This is a genomic window from Arsenophonus sp. PmNCSU2021_1 (assembly GCF_036919435.1).
Taxonomy (GTDB): Bacteria; Pseudomonadota; Gammaproteobacteria; order Enterobacterales; family Enterobacteriaceae; genus Arsenophonus; species Arsenophonus nilaparvatae.
Map to the genome: position 1 here is coordinate 802,831 of NZ_JAZHPL010000006.1, position 23,091 is coordinate 825,921.

Genomic DNA, 23,091 nt, shown 5'->3' on the forward strand with positions numbered 1-23,091 from the left:
AGAATGAATGAATTTAAAGGAAAGAAACAATGGCAGCTAAAGACGTAAAATTTGGGATTGACGCCCGTGCAAAAATGCTTCGTGGAGTGAGTATTCTTGCTGATGCAGTTAAAGTTACTTTAGGTCCGAAAGGCCGTAATGTAATTCTGGATAAATCTTTCGGAGCACCTTCAATTACTAAAGATGGTGTGTCTGTTGCGCGTGAAATCGAATTAGAAGATAAATTCGAAAATATGGGTGCCCAGATGGTAAAAGAAGTTGCATCTAAGGCGAATGATGCAGCAGGCGATGGCACAACCACAGCAACAGTACTCGCTCAATCGATTGTTAGCGAAGGTTTAAAAGCGGTTGCTGCCGGCATGAACCCAATGGATTTAAAACGCGGTATTGATAAAGCGGTTTCTGCGGCAGTTGAAGAATTGAAAAAATTATCTAAACCGTGTGCTGATAATAAAGAGATTGAACAAGTCGGTACGATTTCGGCTAACTCTGATAAAACCGTCGGTGAATTAATTGCTAAAGCAATGAAAGCAGTTGGCAAAGAAGGCGTTATTACCGTTGAAGAAGGTTCCGGTTTAGAAGATGAACTAGCTACTGTTGAAGGTATGCAATTTGATCGTGGTTATTTGTCTCCTTATTTTGTTAATAAGCCAGATGCGGGCTCTGTCGAATTAGAAAATGCCTATATCTTGTTAGTAGATAAAAAAGTTTCTAATATTCGTGAATTGTTACCTGCATTGGAAGCTGTCGCTAAAGCAGGCAAATCGTTGTTGATTATTGCTGAAGATGTTGAAGGTGAAGCCCTGGCGACATTGGTGGTAAACAACTTACGTGGTATTGTAAAAGTTGCTGCGGTAAAAGCCCCTGGTTTTGGTGATCGCCGTAAAGCCATGTTGCAGGATATTGCTATTCTAACCAAAGGTGCTGTTATCTCTGAAGAGATCGGTATGGAGTTGGAGAAAGCGACTCTAGAAGATTTAGGTCAAGCGAAACGTATCGTTATTAACAAAGATAACACCACTATTATTGATGGTATCGGTGAAAAAAGCACGATTAAAAGCCGTATCGAACAAATTAAGCAACAACGTGATGAAGCAACCTCCGATTATGATCGTGAAAAATTACAAGAGCGTATTGCCAAGTTATCAGGCGGTGTTGCGGTGATTAAAGTAGGTGCTGCGACTGAAGTTGAAATGAAAGAGAAACGTGCCCGTGTTGATGATGCGTTGCATGCAACTCGTGCAGCCGTAGAGGAAGGTATTGTTGCTGGCGGCGGTGTTGCTCTGGTTCGTGTTGCAGCTGCATTAGATAAGTTGAAAGGTGACAACGAAGATCAAAAAGTTGGTATTGATATCGCCCTTCGCGCGATGGAATCACCTATGCGCCAAATTGTTGAGAATGCGGGCGAAGAATCAGCTGTAGTTGTTAACAATGTTAAACAAGGTAAAGGCAACTACGGTTATAACGCTTTAACTGAAGAGTATGGCGACATGCTTGACATGGGTATTCTGGATCCAACTAAGGTTACTCGTTCGGCTTTACAATTTGCTGGCTCAATCGCTGGTCTTATGATCACAACTGAAGCTATGGTAACTGATTTACCAAAAGAAGATAAAGCTGATCTAGGTGCTGCTGCTGGTATGGGTGGTATGGGTGGTATGATGTAAGGTATTAAAATCCTAACATCGTTATCCTTATCACGAGAAGAACCCTGAGTTTAACTTTTGACTCGGGGTTTTTTATTATCAAATTTTTATCTGTTTGCAATTTGATTTCATTAAGGCACGAGTTTCGCACCAACACGAGTTTCGCACCAATAAAAAAACGCTCTATTTTTAAGTTTAATTCAGCATAATATGTAAATAGATAAAACCTTATAAATTAAATATAACTTATTGTAAATTAAGTGAATTTATGCATTTCAGTAACTTGCAGATTAATCATTACTTTTAAGCCATTTCTAGAATTTTATAGGCCTGTGCGAAACTCGTGACCAATAAAAAAACGCTCTATTTTTAAGTTTAATTCAGCATAATATATAAATAGAAAAAATCTCATAAATTAAAAATAACTTATTGTAATTTAAGTAAATTTATACGTCTTAGCAAGTTACAGATTAATTATTGTTCTGAAGCCATTTCTAGAATTTTATATGCCCGTGCAAAACTCGTGTAAGGGTTTGCTAGCGGCTGGTTATTGGCTTTAAGTCTATTTTTTCACATAAGATGATTTAACCGAGTATATTTACTAGAATAGGGTAAAATATTGTTAACACGCTGGTATAAAAGATTGATGGCCAAACTATTTGGTTGGATATTATGTTGTTATTGATAATAAGCTTAATTTGGCAAAAAAATTCGGTAATGTAAGCGTTGATATTAATGTATAGCTAAAAGTAAATGAGGAACAACATGCGAATTAAAGTATTGCTTGGTGCCACACTATTTGTCTTGGCTGGCTGTTCAACAACCAATAAAATTACTACCGCGGGTGAAAAAGTTCGTTTCGTTAATGCCCAGCCTGGAAGTGAATGTCGGCATTTAGGGTCGATTACCGGCATCCAAAGTAATTGGCTTAGTGGCGTAAATAATGAGTCTAGTTCACTGCGTGGCGCAGCAAATGATTTACGCAATAAAGTTGCTGAGATGGGAGGTAATGTTATTTATGGCGCTAATAGCCCAACGGAAACGTTACTCTCGAGTTTTATTCCTACTGACAGTAAAATGATAGGACAAGTTTATAAGTGTCCATAACGCATGCTAAGCATGATCCTGAATAATATAGGATCATGCGTTTTATCATGTAGCTAAATTGTTATTGTAATTGTAAGTCAATCGATGTTTTACTCAATTTTCCACCTATTTCTCTGGTTAATCTCGGTACCAGATAGCCTGAGATACGGGTAAGCAGTTCTTTCATTATGATGCGAGCCTCTTCATCCGTTACCATAAAATGCGCGGCACTTTGGACTTTATCTAATAGATGTAAATAATAAGGTAGTATGCCGTTTTCAAACAGTTTATTACTTAATTTAGCGAGACAGTCAGCATTATCATTCACACCGCGCAAAAGTACACTTTGATTTAATAAGGTAACACTTACCTGTTTTAACTGTTCCATCGCGCGACTAAACTCACTGTCAATTTCGTTGTCATGATTGATATGAGTCACCATAATAATCTGTAATCGAGAAATATTGAAACGTTGGCAAAGTGTTGTGGTAATGCGAGCAGGAATAACCACCGGTAATCGGCTATGGATCCTAAGCCGTTTGATATGAGGGATAGTTTCTAACTGTGACATCAGCCAATCTAACTCATGATCTTTTGCCATCAAAGGATCGCCGCCTGAAAAAATAACTTCATTAAGCTCAGTATGGCGTTGAATATAATTTAATGCAGTCTGCCAATTTTGTTTGTTGCCTTTGTTTTCTTCATACGGAAAGTGACGCCGGAAGCAGTAGCGGCAATTAACGGCACAACCTCCTTTAACTAATAGTAGGACGCGATCCTGATATTTATGTAATAATCCTGGAATTGGACTATTTTGCTCATTTAACGGGTCAGTCGAAAATGTTGGCGTAATATTAAATTCAGATTTTAGCGTAATAACTTGGCGTAAAAGGGGATCATTGGCATCACCGATCCGCATTTTTGCAATAAAAGGGTGAGGTACGCGCAGCGGAAATAAAGCACGAGCAGCACTTCCAGCACGCAATTCCGGATCATTTTGTAGTGACAGTAATCGTAGCAATTCGTCAGGATCAGTGACAGCTTCTGCAAGTTGTTGTAGCCAGACTTCTCTGGCAGGGCTTTTTTGAGTTACAATATTAAACATTTTTTGGCTATGCCATTTTTACTTAAAAAATTTAGAGGATTTCTATGGCTACCTATAGTACCAATGAATTTCGCTCAGGTCTTAAAATCATGTTAGATGGCAAGCCTTGTGCAATTGTGGAAAGCGAATTTGTCAAACCAGGCAAAGGACAAGCGTTTGCTCGCGTACGGATCCGTAAATTAATTTCTAATAAGTTATTAGAAAAAATATTTAAGTCAACTGATTCTGTCGAAAGTGCTGATGTTATGGATCTGAACTTGACCTATCTATACAGTGATGGTGAGTTTTGGCATTTTATGAATAATGAGACTTTTGAGCAACTAGCTGCTGATGAAAAAGCGGTCGGTGATAATGCAAAATGGTTAATCGATCAAGCTGATTGCATTGTTACATTATGGAATGGACAGCCTATTGCTATCACGCCACCGAATTTTGTTGAACTGGCAGTGGTTGATACCGATCCGGGTTTAAAGGGGGATACCGCAGGTACGGGCGGAAAACCGGCAACATTAAGTACCGGTGCGGTGGTAAAAGTTCCGCTATTCGTTCAAATTGGTGAGGTAATTAAAGTTGATACCCGCTCCGGTGAATATGTTTCTCGGGTGAAATAATATTTAGCTAATCTATCGCTTTTAATTAAAGGTTGTTTGTTAACAATGAATGGAGTGATAGGAGCATTATTTTTTATTGCTAATAATAGCCTGAAAATTTCAGGCTATTATTGTTTCCTCAATATTTTCTATTATCTTAGCTATTGATTTATCTGTTTTCTATTAGCCATTAGTGATTTAGGACTTAGGTATTAATAATTCGCTGTGGATTCACAATAATGTTCTTATCATTTGCCGCTATTGCTAAGTAGGGTGTTTCACGGCTGGTTGGAGTGGCTGATTTGAGCGCGCTTAAAATCGTTCTGATTGAAAACAATGCTAAAATCACCACCGTGATCATAAAAAAACTGGTCAATCCTGCATCGACACGATTATTAAAAACTAATTGCACTAACTGAGATTGGTTATATTGTGGCGGAATATTACCGCTGTTAATCAGCGACTGAAATTTGTTGGCAATGGCCAAAAAACCGATACTACTATTTTTACTAAATACTTTCTCCCAAGCCGCTGTCATCGTACAAATGATCAGCCAACAGGTGGTAATAGGGTTACCCAAGCATAAATATGTCGTTTCATTTTGAATAAAACGACGGTGCAGAGCATTAACGCCATACTTGCTAGCATCTGATTGGCAATACCGAACAGTGGCCATAATGTATTGATACCGCCTAATGGATCTACTATACCTTGATAAAGAAAATATCCCCACGCTAACACACAAAGTATTGTGGCAATAACATTGGCAAGTAATGAATCAGTTCTTTTTAGCGGTGGTGATATAACACCTAATAAATCTTGCAACATAAAGCGTGCAGCTCTTGTTCCAGCGTCGACAGCGGTTAAAATGAATAACGCTTCGAACAAGATCGCGAAATGGTACCAGAAAGAGACATTGAGTAAGCCGCTAAATGCACTATGTAGTAGATAAGCCATCCCAACAGCCAGGGTTGGTGCCCCACCGGCTCTTGAAATAATAGATTGTTCTCCAACTTCGTTAGCAATGTTGATTAGGGTTTCTGGTGTAATATGAAATCCCCAGCTACGACCCTGTACACGATTCTGTGTAAATGCCTTTTCTCAGTAGTGACCGTCCAGGCGGTCACCGAACTCGATAATAAAGCGGCTCATCGCCATACGCGAGTCCCTCAGCGGCATTGTCCATTTCTGTGACGCCGCCTGGATTGCCAGCCACACCACCTTTTTCACTGCGTCATCCGTCGGGAACACCTTACGCTTTTTGATGGCATGCCGGATCACGCTGTTCAGCGACTCTATGGCATTCGTTGTGTAGATCACCTTGCGGATGTCTGCCGGGTAAGCGAAGAACGTCGCCAGGTTGGCCCAGTTTGTCTGCCAGCTCCGGCTTATCTGCGGGTAGCGGCTGTCCCATGCGCTGGCGAACGCTTCCAGCGCCTGCTGGCCTGCTTCTCCCGTGGAAGCCTGATAGATGGCTTTCAGGTCGCGTGTGACGGCTTTGTAGTCCTTCCAGGAGACGAACCGTAGGCTGTTACGCACCATATGCACGATGCACAGCTGAATGCGGGCTTCCGGATACACGGTGTTGATGGCGTCCGGAAAGCCTTTCAGACCGTCGACACAGGCGATGAGGATATCGTTCAGACCACGGTTTTTTAGTTCTGTCAGCACACTGAGCCAGAACTTCGCGCCCTCGTTTTCGGCCAGCCACATACCCAACAGTTCTTTCTGACCTTCGATGTTGATACCCAGGGCCAGAAACACGGATTTATTGATGACGCGACTGTCCTGCCGGACCTTCAGGACGATACAGTCAAGATAAACAATAGGATAGACTGCATCCAGTGGGCGATTTTGCCATTCGGTAACCTGCTCCATCACGGAATCGGTGACCTTCGAGACCAGCGCCGGTGAGACATCCGCGTCATACAGTTCTTTGAACGCAGCCGCTATCTCGCGGGTGGTCATCCCTTTGGCGTACAACGATAAAATCTGGTTATCCATCCCGGAGATCCGGGTCTGGTTTTTCTTCACCAGTTGCGGTTCGAAAGAACCGTCACGATCGCGCGGAGTGCGTAGTTCCAGAGGACCATCGCCGGTGGTAACGGTCTTTGTGGAATAGCCGTTGCGGGAGTTGGCACCCGGTTTGGGCTGATTTTTATCGTAGCCCAGATGGTGGGACATTTCGGCGTTGAGAGCCGCCTCAACGCTGATTTTCTTCAGCAGACGATCGAACTGGCTGAGATCGTCAGGGGTTTTGAGATTTTTGGCCAATTCATTAGCCAGAGCCTGCAATTGTTTTTCGTCCATAAATTAACCTTCATTTGATGCTGGATTGAACATATCAAAATCAGGCAATTACACAAATTTATGTACAGGCTCGCGCAGCTCCATTGCATGTCAGTGCTTTATTTATTAATTTTTTTGTAATTTTCGTTTCAGTGGTTCACAATTTTTAACTATTTTTTTAACCTCATCAACAGTGAAACCAATAACGTTCAAAAAGTGTAAATTTAATATAAATTCCATTTTTAAACAGAGAATATAGAGATTTCGTTCCTTAACAAATTCACCTTCTAAGTTTTCATTGTAATGAGTCAAATAATTCCTCATATCTACAATTTTTCTTATAAACTTATTTCGTTCTTCACTTGTTCCAAGATGCTCTTTAAACGGCTCAATAAGCCTTTTTAACCTTTTACGTAGATTAATTTCATTTCCCTGCATTAATCTGCCTTTTAACCAGTCAATATGATCATCTGGGCACACTGCCAATGACTCAAAAACTTCTGGCTCCATTAACTTTTCATCGCTAGTTCTTCTATGAAAGATTTCCAACCCTTGTGCAAAAGCTAAAAACTTACCATCAAGGTATTTTCGAGCCCCCATTTTAGTTGAGAAATATAAACCAAATGCAGGAGATAAATATTCATAAGCATTTATCCAATTGTTGAATACTTGATGAGCCTTATCCTTGATAGCACCATAATTAAATAGCATGTCATGCGAATCTCGTTTGGGTACTTTTTCAGAATATGGAATACTTTGATAATAGATTTTGATTGGAACAGAGTCTTGTTTACCATCTCCAAGATCACGTGGTATTTCGCATGACGTTGCTGAAACGTTTTTCATAGCAACAACGTCATCCATGGCAAAGCACATAAGGTGGGTAATCTTAAAAGCAACAGCTGTAAAGTCGTTCAGATCAAGCAACTCTTCTGATTCAAGCTTAAAATAAGCTCTCTCACGAGTTTCGCACAAAACTAATTTGGGTACGCTAATAAAACACGGATTTGCTCAGTAATAGCACTTTTGATTACGTCCCAATTTTGTTGATAAAGGGTTATTTTTTCAGATATACGACGTTTATGTTGTTCAAACCACGCAGAAATAGCGAGAAAAATATGATTTCTTTGCGCTCGGCTCGTGCGAGCCTGACAGCGTTCAATACCACAGTTTTGTTTAACTTCTCGATGATAAACTTCAACAGACCAACGGGCATCCATGATAGATTTGACGTATTGACGGGTGTGATTCTCTTTGTTTGTTACTATGTAATCAATACGGCCGTTTTTGGCTGTAAATTTGAAAACGGTTACCCAACCATATCCTCGCAAGTGTATTGACGTTCCTTCTTCTGAGATGTCTAACTTGTTCAGTTGTTTGTTATGGTTAACAATCCTATTTTTCCTCAGCGTGGTTACCCAGATCCAACCATGAGAGCGAATTGATTTCAGGTTATCCAGGCTAGAATACCAAGCATCCATCACTACGGCTTCTGGCATGATCCCTCTTTTTTTAGCAAGAGTGAGCATTTCGGAAAAGTGCGTGTTTTTTGTTTTTCCATCAGAATCTTTATCATAAATACGATAATTGATAGGAATTGATTCAACCTTCGTCAGATCATGCCAAAGCAAATTAACTAAACCTATGCCAGCAATAACATCATGTTCATTACCTGAATATTGATAATGGACCATCACTATTTTTTTACTACGTGTTTTGGCAATCAATGTATCATCGGCAATTAGTACGCAAGGGCTTTTTTTGTCTATAGAAGGTTCAACTAATCGCCATAGGTCTTTAGGTCTAAAACATCTACTTTTTAGCCATCGGCTAACAGTGTCATGAGATAAAGGCGATGGGCTTACTTCTGATAACGCTAAACCAGAGTATCTTAAACTGCTTACTTGTAAGAATGTTTTATAGATATCTTTAATACATGGATAACCCGACAAAATATGAACACCCTGATTTTTTCTTGTTTTTAAATTTATACTTCTTTTTTGGAGATTGTGAAACTCGTGTCTCTGAGTGATCTTTGCCTCTTTTAAACTTGGAAAACAAGGAAGAGTATATGTGAAGCAAATTTCAAGCTTCATTCCATTATCAAGAATAAAGCTTATTTTTTCAGGAGGGTTATAACTAATCGTTGCGGTCTTGCCTTTCCAGTCGTGATCTACATTTATTCCACTGCTCCCAATTCATTCATCCAGGCAGTCTACTGCAAAGGAAAAAGTATTAAATGTTACGGCCTCATTTTGATCCCAAGCTGCCCCACTTAACATTCGATGAACAAAAATTTTTGATTTTGAGATACCTCCAAACGGGAAGCTTTTTTTAATATAAAAACAGTTATCAAGAGTTACTAGGCCATCATGTTCAACATGGCCTATTATTCTATCTATGTTAATGTTTTCCAGGAAAGATTTCGCACCCTCATCGAAAAGACCTGCGATTTCTAACTCAATTTTTCCACCATCGCTGATTGATAATATGCCGGGGATATTCTTTTCTCCATTTCCCGGTAGCCAAAAATAGCCAATTTTTTTGTATTCTTCTTCAATTCTCACAATATACCCCTTTTAAAATCTAATTTTGTATATTGGGCTGGCATATTTCCTACTTCCCCAGCATCTATTTATTTTTTAACGTTGCTATTTTAATTACTAAACTATTCCATTTACCTCAAACACAACACCAATATACGGTCTTTCTTTGATCTCTCACACTTTCTCATCGCAACTTTTTAAATATTTTATCTAAGCATCATCAATAACGTAAAACTTCACCAATCAACTCCTTGATAGCAAATAGCAAAAAGCCTCGCAAAAGCGAGGCTAATAATTTTTTTAATTTCACACTTATCACAAACTTGGCTGATAACCAAAAAGTTCTCAAGTGGATATTACATTTATAAATAACCTGAGTTCGGGATAAGCATTATCAATTATACTTGAAGATACGTACCTGCAACAGGTATCTTTGGTTTAGATGGCATTAAACAATATGCAACCAGTCCGCCTAATAAATTCACTACAAAGTTAGCCGGAGAGCGATGTCGCGTATGCTCTATTTGACAAAGATTTTTTAACTCATCAAATACCGTTTCAATGACAGAACGATGACGCAAGATGGCTTTGTCGAAACAAGTCTGTTTAATAGGCTTCATTTTCTTCTTGATATTCGTTATAAGGCTAATTCCCATCGTTTTGAGTTGCTGTTTCAGTGAAGCCGATAAATACCCTTTATCTGCGTACAAACAACCAGAAAGATCCTTTGTCAGCTCAGGCAATGGTTTCCGATCATCGGTGTTTCCTGGTGTGAGTCGAAAACTGAGTATTTCCCCCAAATGATTGATAATTACATGAAGCTTGAAACCAAAGAACCAACCTGTTGAATTTTTTCCCCGTTCAGCTATCCCATTGAAGACTTTATGTCTGCGGATCCGTAAGTTATCACACACCGCTATCGGAGTAGAATCGGCAACCGATAGCCCCGTGCATTTTCCCTTAATTGACTCAAACAGTGCCGTTAACGCTAAGGCACTACGCGGAAGTAACTCTACACAGCGTGAATAGGATGGCAAGTTAGGAAATTCCTTCCGGAGATATAAGCGGACATAATAGAGATAAAATACCTTGAATTGCCTGAATCGGAGTTGATGAAACAACACAACCAGTGTCATCATTTCCGCCAACGAAAGCTGAGTAGACCGTCTACGACGCTTAGTACCGTTAGTCAGCAAATATTCATGCATTTTTGGCTCGAAGTCTTTGCAAAAATCATCCATCAGGCAATAAAGTTCAGTAAGATTTTCCATAATTGTTTAACAATGCTCTACTCTTTAACCAGACTGTTAGAGTATTTTAACAAAACAGGCTCATTCAACTATTTGAATATCAAGACTTTCTCTTTATTTCTTATCCCGAACTCAGGTTATAAATAAAGGAGAACCCCGAATCACGGGGCTTACAGATTGAAATTTAACAAATAACTCTATGTATTTTTTAAAACGGTATATCATCATCGAAATCAATGGGTGGCTCAGCTGGTGTAGCTGGAGCAGTTTTACCGGAATGGGCAGCAGGCGCTGGCGCGTTACCACTAAACTGCTGAGTTGGTTGTGGCTGTTGCGGCTGTTGTGGTTGCCCCCAACCACCCGCTGGATTATTTTGTGGCATGCCTTCTTGTGAGCCGCCACGCGCACCTAACATTTGCATGGTGCCACCAATATTCACCACCACTTCGGTAGAGTAGCGATCCTGGCCATTTTGATCTTGCCATTTACGAGTTTGTAGTGAGCCTTCTATATAAACTTGTGAACCTTTACGCAAATATTCACCTGCCACTTCCGCCAGCTTGCCAAAGATCACAACGCGGTGCCATTCTGTTTTTTCCCGCATTTCACCACTTTGCTTATCACGCCAACTTTCAGAGGTTGCCAGAGTAAGATTCGCAACCGCACCACCATTTGGCATATAACGAATTTCAGGATCTTGTCCCAAGTTGCCGATAAGTATGACTTTGTTAATGCCTCTGCTGGCCATTCTCTACTCCTAATGAATTAATTTTTAATATTGCTAGTTTAACATGCTAACACGTTATTGAATATGCAAACCAAACCGTTGCCATTGCGCTTTGCGAAACGCCTTAGAAAATTATACTGCAATATTGCTAAATTTTTTCAAGTTTGGCTATTAAATTGCAGAATATGACTCCCTATACTGTACTGTATATTCATTCAGCCAAAATTGTGTAATAATAAAACGTTTTATTTATTGTTTGAATATGTTCTCATCCGGGATGTGGTATATGGATAACATTGAAGTCAGGGGTGCGCGCACCCATAATTTAAAAAATATCAATTTAATTATTCCTCGCGATAAATTAATTGTTATTACTGGGTTATCAGGTTCAGGAAAATCTTCTCTGGCATTTGATACCCTGTATGCAGAAGGTCAGCGCCGTTATGTTGAGTCACTGTCTGCCTATGCTCGGCAGTTTTTATCCTTAATGGAAAAACCGGATGTTGATCATATTGAAGGGCTGTCACCAGCCATTTCAATTGAACAGAAATCCACTTCACACAATCCACGTTCAACGGTAGGTACCATTACCGAAATCCATGATTATTTACGTTTATTGTTTGCCCGTGTCGGCGAACCCCGCTGTCCAGATCACGATATTCCGTTAGCTGCCCAGACCGTTAGTCAGATGGTTGATAATGTCCTGGCGCTGCCTGAAGGTAAGCGACTAATGTTGCTAGCACCGGTAGTTAAAGAACGTAAAGGTGAACATATCAAGCTACTGGATGATCTGGCAGCCCAAGGTTATATTCGCGCCCGCATTGATGGTGAAGTATGCGATCTATCCGATCCACCTAAATTAGAACTACATAAAAAACATACCATTGAAGTGGTGGTTGATCGTTTTAAAGTTCGCGCTGACCTGGCACAACGACTAGCTGAATCGTTTGAAACCACGCTTGAGTTATCAGGTGGTACTGCAGTTATCACTGATATGGATGACAACCAGGCAACCGAATTAGTTTTCTCCGCTAATTTTGCCTGCCCTGTCTGCGGTTATAGCATGAGCGAGTTAGAACCGCGCCTGTTTTCTTTTAACAATCCAGCGGGTGCCTGTAGTTCCTGTGATGGGCTCGGAGTACAACAATTTTTCGATCCAGAACGCGTGATCCAAAATGAGGAAATTTCTTTAGCTGGCGGGGCAATTCGTGGTTGGGATCGCCGTAATTTTTATTATTTCCAGATGCTACAGTCGTTAGCTAAACACTATAAATTTGATGTTGAAGCCACGTTTAGTTCGTTAGAACCATCGATCAAGCAAATGATCTTATATGGCTCCGGCAAAGAAGCGATTGAATTTAAATATCAAAACGATCGCGGTGATGTTACTGTCAGATGCCATCCTTTTGAAGGGGTGATCCATAATATGGAGCGTCGCTATAAAGAAACCGAGTCGATGGCGGTGCGCGAGGAATTGGCAAAATATATCAATAATCGGCCATGTATTGCTTGCCATGGCACCCGCTTACGGCAAGAAGCCCGTTATGTATTTATTGAAAATACCACCCTGCCTGAAATTTCCGATTTTAGTATCGGCCATGCGATGACATTTTTCCAAACATTGCAGCTCAGTGGGCAACGGGCACAAATTGCGGAAAAAATTCTGAAAGAGATTAACGATCGGTTAAAATTTTTGGTCAATGTGGGATTAAATTACCTGTCTCTTTCCCGCTCAGCTGAAACATTATCCGGTGGCGAAGCACAGCGCATTCGGCTGGCAAGCCAAATCGGTGCCGGTTTAGTTGGCGTCATGTATGTATTGGATGAGCCATCAATTGGTTTACATCAACGAGATAATGACCGGTTGTTACAGACTCTGCTGCATTTACGTAATTTAGGCAATACGGTTATAGTGGTGGAACATGATGAAGATGCGATCCGTGCTGCCGATCACATTATCGATATCGGCCCAGGCGCCGGCATACATGGAGGACGCATTGTTGCTCAAGGCAACCTGGACGATATTATTAGCAATCCAGATTCATTAACCGGTAAATACCTTAGTGGTGAACGTAAAATCGCCATCCCGCCTAAACGAGTAGCTATCGATGCAGAAAAAACCCTGAAACTGATTGGTGCACAAGGTAATAATCTAAAAAATGTCACGCTGGAGTTGCCTGTTGGCTTATTTACCTGTATTACCGGCGTTTCCGGCTCAGGTAAATCAACTCTAATTAATGATACGTTATTTCCTATTGCTCAGCGTCAATTAAATAAAGCTACTAATGCCACTCCAGCACCTTACACCGATATCGAAGGTTTACAGTATTTCGATAAAGTGATTGATATTGACCAAAGCCCGATTGGCAGAACACCACGTTCCAATCCAGCCACCTACACTGGCGTATTTACGCCAGTACGTGAATTATTTGCCGGCGTACCCGAGTCTCGTGCGCGGGGTTATACACCAGGAAGGTTTAGTTTTAATGTCAAAGGCGGTCGCTGCGAAGCCTGCCAGGGTGATGGCGTGATCAAAGTTGAGATGCATTTTTTGCCCGATGTCTATGTTCCCTGTGATCACTGTAAGGGTAAACGCTATAATCGTGAAACGTTAGAGATCAAATATAAAGGTAAAAATATTCACGAAGTATTAGAAATGACCATTGAGGAAGCCCGTGAATATTTTGCTGCGGTTCCAGCGTTAGCGCGTAAATTGCAAACATTGATCGACGTTGGACTTTCCTATATTCGTTTAGGTCAATCCGCAACAACCTTATCGGGTGGTGAAGCACAACGGGTTAAGTTATCTCGCGAACTTTCCAAACGCGGTACCGGCCAAACGCTCTATATTTTCGATGAACCAACTACCGGTTTACATTTTGCTGATATTCAACAACTGTTGCATGTATTACATCAACTCCGTGATCAGGGCAATACTATTGTGATTATTGAACACAATTTAGATGTGATTAAGACCGCCGACTGGATCGTTGATCTGGGGCCTGAAGGCGGTAGTGGTGGTGGTGAGATTTTATTTGCCGGTACACCCGAGCAGATAGTCAAATGTAAGCAATCACATACTGCTCAATTTTTAAAACCGATCCTAAAACGAACGCGGTTACTAATCAGCAGTAATTTCCGCTATCAAAATTGAAAAATAGCCCGGCGCAGCTGCCGGGAACAATATTGCTCAACAGTATTGTTGAGCAATAATCAAAGTGCAATATTTGATAATAAGAAATTCTTTTTTATGCTAGTTCCATGCTGATAATCGGTTTGGCTGCTGTTTTTGATGGCATAAATGCAAAAATTCTCCATCTATTCTATTATTAACAAAAAGTTAATAATAAGAGCGAATTTTCAGCAAGAATAATCTTAGGCTGATTTTTTCTTCTTCACCTTACTTTTTTATCCACAATTTCAAGTGTTAAATATAAACAGCGTCTTACTGCACAATTTTAGCAAACGCTATTATTACCGTGTTGCACTATCGCTAATTAAGTTGCTATTAGATTCTGTTAAAACAAAAATTACCTTATTAAGTAATTGCGTTTTCTGGTCAAAAAATTAATAAATACTTTAGTTAACACCCACCAAAAGAGAGTGAAAAATGAACAATTTTGAAAAGCATGATTTAACTAATTTGGTTGGCAAACATCTCATATATACTTATGAAAACGGTTGGCAGCATGAAATTTACATAAAAAATGACATTAATTTCAAATTAAAAATTAATAATCAATAAGTTAATTAGAATAAATTCATTTTAATTTATTTTTATATACACAATTATGTACAAATTATTTTTCCACCCCTAATGTGCTATCTTTACCACACTACCAAGAACAAAACCGCTATTTCAGACAAAACCATTAACGAGCAACTAAAGGTTAACAACTTCCTCCAACGCTGCTAATATGATGCCCCTTAAATGGGGCTAATTTGTTATTATAAAAATTGAAATATATGAAAAAGATAAAAAATAATCTTAACTATATAATTTTGCTATTAATATTTTTAGTATCGATACTTCTGAATATTCTTGTTTTTGAAGAAGATTCTAGAGTCCCTCATGTATCTACTTTTACTATTCTCTTAATAACCTTTGTATTAATTATTAATAATAGCAAAATAAAAAAGCTCATCGGGATATTTCTTTTATTTTTAATAAATTTAAAAATTATATATGCGTTATACTCTAACGGTAATGTGACAATATCCGTGCTTCAATCAATGCTTGAGACCAACATAAAAGAAGTATTATTGATGTTATATGGATTATTTTTACAGTTAATTTTACCTTCATTGATTTTAACAATAGCCTTATTTTTCTTTCTAGCTAAAGTAAAAAAACACTTAAGTAGTAATCGTTCATTTTTATATATAACGCTACTTTTCTCTTTTTTAACTATTGCATTAACGCTTGTTGACATAAAAGATGAATACAGATTGATTCCTAATATCAAAGAAGATAAAAGAGAGCTTGGTGTTTTTTTACATCATAAAATACCTTTAGTGTTTGGCGATGCAGCTTATTTACTCATTGCCTCATATGGTGATAGCGAATATTCAGATACCCGTGAAATAGAGAAATTAAACAATTCCATAGTCTCAAAGAAAAACAACGATAATAAAAATATTATATTGATTATGGGAGAGTCCTCATTATTCTCACGTTACAGCGCATATGGTTATCCTTTAAATACAACTCCTCATATGGCAAAAATCTTCTCTACAGAAGATGCCTGTATAGTCAATAATGTTCATTCCAGTGCACCGATAACCCGAGATTCCGTATCAATGACCCTGGCATTTCACACGCCAGAAAATAAATATAACACGAGTTTCGCACCAATAAAAAAACGCTCTATTTTTAAGTTTAATTCAGCATAATATATAAATAGAAAAAATCTCATAAATTAAAAATAACTTATTGTAATTTAAGTAAATTTATACGTCTTAGCAAGTTACAGATTAATTATTGTTCTGAAGCCATTTCTAGAATTTTATATGCCCGTGCGAAACTCGTGTATAATTTAAAACACAATAAATCCATCGTCGAAATGGCGAGATACAATGGCTATAAAACTTACTGGTTAGGCTCTCAAGAAATTGAAGGGACTCACGGTTCTAGATATGGCTTCATTGCTAAAAAAAGTGATCATATAAAACTCACTAATTATAATGACAATAAATTAGTAGAACTATTATCCGAAATTTTATCAGATAACACTCAAAAACGATTTATTGTTATTCATCTCTTTGGTAATCATAAGCCGTATAATAACTATGATGAAATAGATAAAAAAGCATTACCAAAAGCCGAAAAATATGATTTGACTATTCATCATACTGACCGGATTGTTAATGATATATTCAATGTCATTAACGAAAAGAAAATTAATTATAATTTAATTTATACATCTGACCATGGCGAGGTTGTTAACGTCGGGCATGGATTAAAAAAAGGTAGAGAGCAATATCTTATACCGTTTATGTATAAATCTACTAATCCTGAATATAACTGTCAGTTTATTGAATCTTTTCGCAATAAAAACGGATATCTAAGTGGTTTAATGAATAAGTATATTTTATCGGAACTTCTTGGTTATGGAATTGATAAAAGTACGCTTACAAAAGAACGTGAATATGATCGGATCTTAACCGCAAATGAAGATGTTGTGGCCTTTTCAGATATAGAGTAATAGTTTTTGTTTATGATAAAACATTCTGGTTTATAATGTATGCAAATAAGATATCGCTCAGACATAGATGGATTAAGAGCTTTAGCCATCATCTTCGTTCTTCTTTTTCATGGAAATTTAAATATCTTCCCTTCGGATTTTATTGGCGTTGATATCTTTTTTATTATTTCAGGGTTTTTAATTTCTTCAATAGTGAAAAACGCTATTGATAACGATAAATTTTCATTCTGTGAATTTTATAGACGAAGGCTGTGGCGTTTACAGCCACCGTTATTAGCGCTTATTGTTTTTACTTTAGTGCTCGCAATCATCTTCTACTTACCTGAAGATTTTATTGATTTTGCAATAAGTGAAAAATACACCACGCTTCTATTATCAAATCAATATTTTTCAAGAGCAACAACGGGCTATGCTGTTCAAGATGCTAATTTTTTATTATTACTACATACCTGGTCATTAGCTATTGAGTGGCAATGGTATTTAATTTTCCCGATTACATTCTATTTTCTGCATAAAATTAAAAACAAAAATACCATTATATTTATACTGGTTATGTTAACTATAAGCGCATTTCTTATCGCTTTGTGGTCATCCCATTATGATGAAAATAAGAGTTATTACTTTTTAATATCTAGAATTTTTGAGTTTATGACAGGCGCTACGTTATCCTTAATACCGTCATCTAAGAATAATAAAAAAGCAATATTTATATTATCAATATATTAAGTCTATTAGCCTTAGTAGGCTTATTCTATATCGCAAGTTATAAAAATATATTATCGGGGTACCCAAACTATTATGCCTTGATAGTCTGTATTTCAACGGCAATACTTATCTATACCGGCTCAAAGAGTGGATTAATCTACCAACTATTATCATTCCGACCTTTTGTCTATATTGGGCAGTTGTCCTACTCACTTTATTTATGGCACTGGCCTATATTTGCTACGGCAAGATATATCGGCGTATTCAATGATATAAAAGTAAAAGCTATCTGTTATATTTTAACAATATTGTTTTCTTTTATTTCTTACCAATGCATAGAAAAGCCGCTAAGAAAACAAAATATTTCTTTCTTTAAATCACTATTAATCTTAATGATAGTACCTATTATATTATCTCTAGCAATTGATGAGATAAGCGATAAATATAAAGGATTTAATTTTAGGTTCGGTGAAGAATATGCACGTATTGATAATATTTTAACCCAATATTCTGCCAAGAATAGAACAAAATGCTTTAATAAAGAAAACGATATTGCTGATAAAAGATGTGAAATTGGGAAAATTAGTAGTACCAAAAAAGCATTGCTCATTGGTGATTCAAACGCTAATCATTTCTGGAATTTTTTTGATGTTATAGGAAAAAAATATGATACATCAGTCACTTCTATTACGAGCTCCAGTTGTCCTGCCCTGCCAAAAATAAGACAATACCACTGGGGTAATAATAGTATCAATACCTCTTGTGAAAAAAATACAATCAATTATTTTAATTCAATCGCAACGTCAAAATTTAACTTTGTTATCATTGCTGAACGGTGGTCAAACTATCTTGGTTTTATTGTAACGCCAGAAGATAAAAAAATAGCGGTGATAAACCTCAAGATATAATTTTCCATGCATTGGATGAAGCGATATCTTTCATAGAAAAATCAGGCGCAAAAGTTGTTTTAATGAAGGAAATTCCACGAGCAAAATATGATTACCTTAATTGTTTTTATACAAGATTCAAAAATCGAATATTTCATCAAGAAAAGGATATTGACAACTGTAATTTTGATATTAATGAAACAAATAAAGGAATTAATAATACTTTATGGGTTGCAGAAATGTTTCAAAAGATACAAATAAAGTATCCTTCAGTTGTTATTATCAATCCTGCTGATTTACTCTGCCATGGTGGAAAATGCTTGGGAAATATAAAGGGAGTTCCAACGTACAGGGATGATGGTCATTTAACTGATTATGCGTCCTATCAATTGGGCGTTAAATATGCAAAAGAAATCGGTGATCCCTTTCAATAATCATTGATACGGTTATAACGGGGGTTTAGGCCATGTTATCTCTTGTGTAGTTGATGTTTCTATACGATTAACTAATACACGATATCTTTTCCAAGCTATGAGTCGTCTTTCTTCCTCTTCCGTCGCTATGTCTAAATCTATGGCATCTTGAAGAGGAGCAATTTCACGAGTGGCATCATATAATTTTTGTTGTTTGAAGCCTTCCAATTTATGTCTTTTTGCTAAATTTTCAGCTTCAACATCCTTGACCCATTTTTCACCATCCCAAACATCAAATTCGCTTTTAGGGGTTGATGATGTTAAATATTCCGGTACTTTCCCTAATTTTTCAAGGGTGACAGATTGACGGTTTTTCGTATCAAATAACACCAAGCCTCGATGATCTTCCTGATATTCCCATTCCTGATTTTGTTCATTAAAAACAACGGCAAAACCTTGCCTTTTATCAAGCGGTTTCTTCTCAGTATGAAAAGGCAGTCACGAGTTTCGCAATCTCCAAAAAAGAAGTATAAATTTAAAAACAAGAAAAAATCAGGGTGTTCATATTTTGTCGGGTTATCCATGTATTAAAGATATCTATAAAACATTCTTACAAGTAAGCAGTTTAAGATACTCTGGTTTAGCGTTATCAGAAGTAAGCCCATCGCCTTTATCTCATGACACTGTTAGCCGATGGCTAAAAAGTAGATGTTTTAGACCTAAAGACCTATGGCGATTAGTTGAACCTTCTATAGACAAAAAAAGCCCTTGCGTACTAATTGCCGATGATACATTGACACGAGTTTCGCACGGGCATATAAAATTCTAGAAATGGCTTCAGAACAATAATTAATCTGTAACTTGCTAAGACGTATAAATTTACTTAAATTACAATAAGTTATTTTTAATTTATGAGATTTTTTCTATTTATATATTATGCTGAATTAAACTTAAAAATAGAGCGTTTTTTATTGGTGCGAAACTCGTGATTGATTGCCAAAACACGTAGTAAAAAAATAGAGATGGTCCATTATCAATATTCAGGTAATGAACATGATGTTATTGCTGGCATAGGTTTAGTTAATTTGCTTTGGCATGATCTGACGAAGGTTGAATCAATTCCTATCAATTATCGTATTTATGATAAAGATTCTGATGGAAAAACAAAAAACACGCACTTTTCCGAAATGCTCACTCTTGCCACGAGTTTCGCACGGGCATATAAAATTCTAGAAATGGCTTCAGAACAATAATTAATCTGTAACTTGCTAAGACGTATAAATTTACTTAAATTACAATAAGTTATTTTTAATTTATGAGATTTTTTCTATTTATATATTATGCTGAATTAAACTTAAAAATAGAGCGCTTTTTTATTGGTGCGAAACTCGTGCTTGCTAAAAAAAGAGGGATCATGCCAGAAGCCGTAGTGATGGATGCTTGGTATTCTAGCCTGGATAACCTGAAATCAATTCGCTCTCATGGTTGGATCTGGGTAACCACGCTGAGGAAAAATAGGATTGTTAACCATAACAAACAACTGAACAAGTTAGACATCTCAGAAGAAGGAACGTCAATACACTTGCGAGGATATGGTTGGGTAACCGTTTTCAAATTTACAGCCAAAAACGGCCGTATTGATTACATAGTAACAAACAAAGAGAATCCCACCCGTCAATACCTCAAATCTATCATGGATGCCCGTTGGTCTGTTGAAGTTTATCATCGAGAAGTTAAACAAAACTGTGGTATTGAACGCTGTCAGGCTCGCACGAGCCGAGCGCAAAGAAATCATATTTTTCTCGCTATTTCTGCGTGGTTTGAACAACATAAACGTCGTATATCTGAAAAAATAACCCTTTATCAACAAAATTGGGACGTAATCAAAAGTGCTATTACTGAGCAAATCCCTGTTTTATTAGCGTACCCAAATTAGTTTTGTGCGAAACTCGTGTACTAATATCAATGGGCTCTTGAATAACTGAACGACAATCCCCTGCGGTTGCTTTACCAGCTGCTAAATCTTTCTCTAATTGCTGAAATTCTTTAATCGTAAGAGTGATTATTCTGCACCGCGATCACCCCTATATCTGCACCACTGTAGGTACTTTCTGCGGTTCATGAGGTAAGGGCTCCAACTAGGCCACTTATCACTCGGCTGATTAATGGGTATTAAGGTGTCTTAATGTCAAGAGTAAATGATGCATCAGGTGCTTTGTCTGCCGGTATAAAGGAAAGATATTGATCTTGATCGATAGAATAACAGATACAAACGTCATCCTAATCATTATCTTGATAAGTATAATCTGGCAGGTATCCAATGCTACAGCTGAGGTAAGGATCCGTACAGTAAAGTATACATCTAGCGCATTTTATAAAACCTACCCAGACAAATTTTTCACCCAGTTTTTGATTAATAGCGGTAATATGCTTCCTGTGCCAATAATTATCATTGACTAATAGATTACTTTTAATATAGCGATGGTTACTGGCAGAAATACGACCAAACATCAGAGGGGAAGCTAATGCGTAGGCCGTTTTTTCCAATTGAACAAATTGCGTAAACACAGCATCGATTTCACCAAACCAGCGCTGTTTTCCATTAATTTGATAATTAGGTTTTAGATTTTTGTTGACACTTGTATTCAGACCACCGCCACTTGCCCTGACAACATACACTTTAACCTTGTTACAATCCGGCGTTATTCGTTGTTCCATGATTATTGCTTTAGTTAATCACTTGTTTAGCTTTCAGGAACAGGTCACCGGTTTGCGTTGAGATAGTCGCCGCGCTATTTTCAAACCTTTTACTTAAAGTTCACCCTGAGCATTTTTTTGTAGTCAGAGATTATTATAAGCTGCAATTTTAGCGATTTCACCTTGACTACTGATAACATTACTAAATAGATGAATATAATGTTTAGCCGTTACTTTAACTTGATTAATCAGACTATCGCTTTCAAGTAATAGCTTTTGCTGAGATAAAATTTCACTGGTTGCCGGAATTATAATGGCTGGCACTTTGGCGATTAAATGCCTGTTAGTGGTAATATGACCTAGCGTCAGTTTCCCTTTAGCGGAAACAAATAAATCACTTTCGCTGGTTTTAATATTATCCAGCTTAACTTCACTGTCTGGTTCGGTAGCAATGATTTTAATGCGATTGGCATAAATCCCACCAGGCTCTGTAATGTTAACCGCAAATTGTGGTTTTAGGTCCGGGCTAGTTATTTGAGAAACTGTTCCAGTCTGATAGTCAATCGCATTCATGCCTAGCAGCAAGCTAATATTTTTGCTCAGAATACTGGCATTGATAGTAACAGTACGGCTGATCATTTCAGTATACTGTTGACTACCACTATAGAGCCCTTTATTACGGATGGTAATATCACCTTTTTTCACCCTTAAATGAGCGAATTCACCTCGTTGATTCAGTGTCGGCCGGCCGCTAGTTAAGGTTAAGCCACCAATATTGCTGAAACGACAACCATCACAACTGATGCCATTAGGATTAGCGATGATCACATCCGCTTTCTTGCCTGCAATTTCCAATTTGCCATTTAGTTGGGAAGAAGATGAACCGGTTACTTCATTAATAATCAAAGTGGCCGTCTGTTCACCAAGCTACCCATTTTTAGCCAGCTGGCCGGCTAGTTCACTTTTCGCTGGTTGGATAGCATTGTTCAGCACCGCACCTTCTGGCGGTATATTAAATTGCTGATATCGATTATGAGAAATACCCGCCCGATTAGGTGCCGCTATATCGATGACAGCAATTTGATTTTTAACCGTTAGTTGAGTTTTTTCATCCGCTGGTTGGACAGTGGAACTGAAAACCGGTAACAGAGGATAACTGGCGATGAAATAAATTATATTTCTGCTATAGCGAATCTTTTTATTTTTCATAGCATTACCTATATTCTATTTTTATATTAATATGGCGATGAATGTTACCGCTTCAAAATAGAAAAGAAAAATTTAATAGGCAATATATAATAATCAATAATTTAATTAGTTAATCCAATGATAATCATTATTTTTAATTATAATTCAATATGTTAAATTTAATTAATACTATTTTATTTTTATTCCTAAAATTAAATCTGATTTTAATATTTTTATATTTAATAAATTAAAGCCAG

The 23,091-nt window shown here is 37.6% G+C and carries 20 protein-coding genes and 4 pseudogenes; 13 read left to right on the forward strand and 11 right to left on the reverse strand.

Translation table 11 applies throughout. From position 1 onward, the window contains the following. Window positions 1-29: 29 nt before the first annotated feature. Window positions 30-1,667, forward strand: coding sequence for a chaperonin GroEL (groL, locus tag V3224_RS17085; RefSeq protein ID WP_334471963.1), 1,638 nt, complete (start codon window positions 30-32; stop codon window positions 1,665-1,667). 744 nt (window positions 1,668-2,411) lie between these two features. Continuing rightward, window positions 2,412-2,753, forward strand: coding sequence for a DUF4156 domain-containing protein (locus V3224_RS17090; protein WP_334471965.1), 342 nt, complete (start codon window positions 2,412-2,414; stop codon window positions 2,751-2,753). A gap of 61 nt (window positions 2,754-2,814) precedes the next feature. On the opposite strand, the gene epmB is transcribed toward V3224_RS17090, so the two are convergent. Next, window positions 2,815-3,837, reverse strand: a complete 1,023-nt coding sequence (gene epmB / locus V3224_RS17095) for an EF-P beta-lysylation protein EpmB (protein ID WP_334471967.1) — start codon at window positions 3,835-3,837, stop codon at window positions 2,815-2,817. 44 nt (window positions 3,838-3,881) lie between these two features. On the opposite strand from epmB, the gene efp reads away from it, so the two are divergent. Continuing rightward, window positions 3,882-4,448 carry an elongation factor P gene (efp, locus tag V3224_RS17100; RefSeq protein WP_334471969.1) on the forward strand — a complete coding sequence of 189 codons (567 nt, stop codon included), beginning with the start codon at window positions 3,882-3,884 and terminating at the stop codon, window positions 4,446-4,448. A gap of 184 nt (window positions 4,449-4,632) precedes the next feature. Here the strand turns inward: efp and V3224_RS17105 are convergent. The 7 genes and pseudogenes from V3224_RS17105 to V3224_RS17135 form a co-directional block, all read right to left on the reverse strand. After that, window positions 4,633-5,492 (reverse strand): annotated as a pseudogene (locus V3224_RS17105) (carbon starvation CstA family protein); the annotation flags it as partial. A gap of 36 nt (window positions 5,493-5,528) precedes the next feature. Further along, window positions 5,529-6,737 carry an IS256 family transposase gene (locus V3224_RS17110; RefSeq protein WP_334471971.1) on the reverse strand — a complete coding sequence of 403 codons (1,209 nt, stop codon included), beginning with the start codon at window positions 6,735-6,737 and terminating at the stop codon, window positions 5,529-5,531. A gap of 105 nt (window positions 6,738-6,842) precedes the next feature. After that, window positions 6,843-7,691, reverse strand: coding sequence for a HEPN domain-containing protein (locus V3224_RS17115; RefSeq protein ID WP_334471973.1), 849 nt, complete (start codon window positions 7,689-7,691; stop codon window positions 6,843-6,845). 2 nt (window positions 7,692-7,693) lie between these two features. Beyond that, window positions 7,694-8,668, reverse strand: a complete 975-nt coding sequence (locus V3224_RS17120; RefSeq protein WP_334471975.1) for an IS701 family transposase — start codon at window positions 8,666-8,668, stop codon at window positions 7,694-7,696. 246 nt (window positions 8,669-8,914) lie between these two features. Further along, window positions 8,915-9,283, reverse strand: coding sequence for a hypothetical protein (locus V3224_RS17125; protein ID WP_334471977.1), 369 nt, complete (start codon window positions 9,281-9,283; stop codon window positions 8,915-8,917). Between the two features lie 377 nt (window positions 9,284-9,660). Then, the gene (locus tag V3224_RS17130) at window positions 9,661-10,533 is read right to left on the reverse strand and encodes an IS982 family transposase (RefSeq protein WP_334467716.1); all 873 of its coding nucleotides are present in this window, start codon (window positions 10,531-10,533) and stop codon (window positions 9,661-9,663) included. Between the two features lie 187 nt (window positions 10,534-10,720). Continuing rightward, window positions 10,721-11,260 (reverse strand): single-stranded DNA-binding protein, encoded by a 540-nt coding sequence (locus V3224_RS17135; protein WP_032116167.1) that lies wholly within the window; start codon window positions 11,258-11,260, stop codon window positions 10,721-10,723. 265 nt (window positions 11,261-11,525) lie between these two features. Between V3224_RS17135 and uvrA the strand changes: the two genes are divergently transcribed. The 7 genes from uvrA to V3224_RS17170 all read left to right on the forward strand — a co-directional run bounded on the left by uvrA (window position 11,526) and on the right by V3224_RS17170 (window position 18,970). Next, window positions 11,526-14,393 (forward strand): excinuclease ABC subunit UvrA, encoded by a 2,868-nt coding sequence (uvrA, locus tag V3224_RS17140; RefSeq protein WP_334471980.1) that lies wholly within the window; start codon window positions 11,526-11,528, stop codon window positions 14,391-14,393. Window positions 14,394-14,849: 456 nt separating this feature from the next. After that, on the forward strand, window positions 14,850-14,984 hold the full coding sequence (locus V3224_RS17145) for a phenolic acid decarboxylase (protein ID WP_334471982.1): 135 nt from the start codon (window positions 14,850-14,852) through the stop codon (window positions 14,982-14,984). Window positions 14,985-15,205: 221 nt separating this feature from the next. Then, the gene (locus tag V3224_RS17150) at window positions 15,206-16,132 is read left to right on the forward strand and encodes a sulfatase-like hydrolase/transferase (RefSeq protein ID WP_334471984.1); all 927 of its coding nucleotides are present in this window, start codon (window positions 15,206-15,208) and stop codon (window positions 16,130-16,132) included. A gap of 134 nt (window positions 16,133-16,266) precedes the next feature. Continuing rightward, on the forward strand, window positions 16,267-16,944 hold the full coding sequence (locus V3224_RS17155; protein ID WP_334471986.1) for a sulfatase-like hydrolase/transferase: 678 nt from the start codon (window positions 16,267-16,269) through the stop codon (window positions 16,942-16,944). A gap of 39 nt (window positions 16,945-16,983) precedes the next feature. After that, the gene (locus V3224_RS17160) at window positions 16,984-17,670 is read left to right on the forward strand and encodes an acyltransferase family protein (protein ID WP_334471988.1); all 687 of its coding nucleotides are present in this window, start codon (window positions 16,984-16,986) and stop codon (window positions 17,668-17,670) included. A 179-nt stretch (window positions 17,671-17,849) separates the two neighbouring features. Continuing rightward, the gene (locus V3224_RS17165; protein WP_334471990.1) at window positions 17,850-18,557 is read left to right on the forward strand and encodes an acyltransferase family protein; all 708 of its coding nucleotides are present in this window, start codon (window positions 17,850-17,852) and stop codon (window positions 18,555-18,557) included. An 11-nt stretch (window positions 18,558-18,568) separates the two neighbouring features. Next, window positions 18,569-18,970, forward strand: a complete 402-nt coding sequence (locus V3224_RS17170; protein ID WP_334471992.1) for an SGNH hydrolase domain-containing protein — start codon at window positions 18,569-18,571, stop codon at window positions 18,968-18,970. 12 nt (window positions 18,971-18,982) lie between these two features. On the opposite strand, the gene V3224_RS17175 is transcribed toward V3224_RS17170, so the two are convergent. Then, the gene (locus V3224_RS17175; protein ID WP_334471994.1) at window positions 18,983-19,339 is read right to left on the reverse strand and encodes a tail fiber assembly protein; all 357 of its coding nucleotides are present in this window, start codon (window positions 19,337-19,339) and stop codon (window positions 18,983-18,985) included. Between the two features lie 178 nt (window positions 19,340-19,517). On the opposite strand from V3224_RS17175, the gene V3224_RS17180 reads away from it, so the two are divergent. The 3 genes and pseudogenes from V3224_RS17180 to V3224_RS17190 all read left to right on the forward strand — a co-directional run. Continuing rightward, window positions 19,518-19,778 carry a hypothetical protein gene (locus tag V3224_RS17180; protein WP_334471996.1) on the forward strand — a complete coding sequence of 87 codons (261 nt, stop codon included), beginning with the start codon at window positions 19,518-19,520 and terminating at the stop codon, window positions 19,776-19,778. Window positions 19,779-19,938: 160 nt separating this feature from the next. After that, window positions 19,939-20,142, forward strand: a pseudogene (locus V3224_RS17185) (IS701 family transposase); the annotation flags it as partial. A gap of 194 nt (window positions 20,143-20,336) precedes the next feature. After that, window positions 20,337-20,885 (forward strand): annotated as a pseudogene (locus V3224_RS17190) (transposase); the annotation flags it as partial. A gap of 344 nt (window positions 20,886-21,229) precedes the next feature. Here V3224_RS17190 and V3224_RS17195 read toward each other — a convergent pair. Next, window positions 21,230-21,667: a hypothetical protein gene (locus V3224_RS17195; protein WP_334471999.1), complete on the reverse strand. Its 438-nt coding sequence runs from the start codon at window positions 21,665-21,667 to the stop codon at window positions 21,230-21,232. Window positions 21,668-21,790: 123 nt separating this feature from the next. Further along, window positions 21,791-22,855: pseudogene (locus V3224_RS17200) on the reverse strand (filamentous hemagglutinin N-terminal domain-containing protein). Window positions 22,856-23,091: the final 236 nt, after the last annotated feature.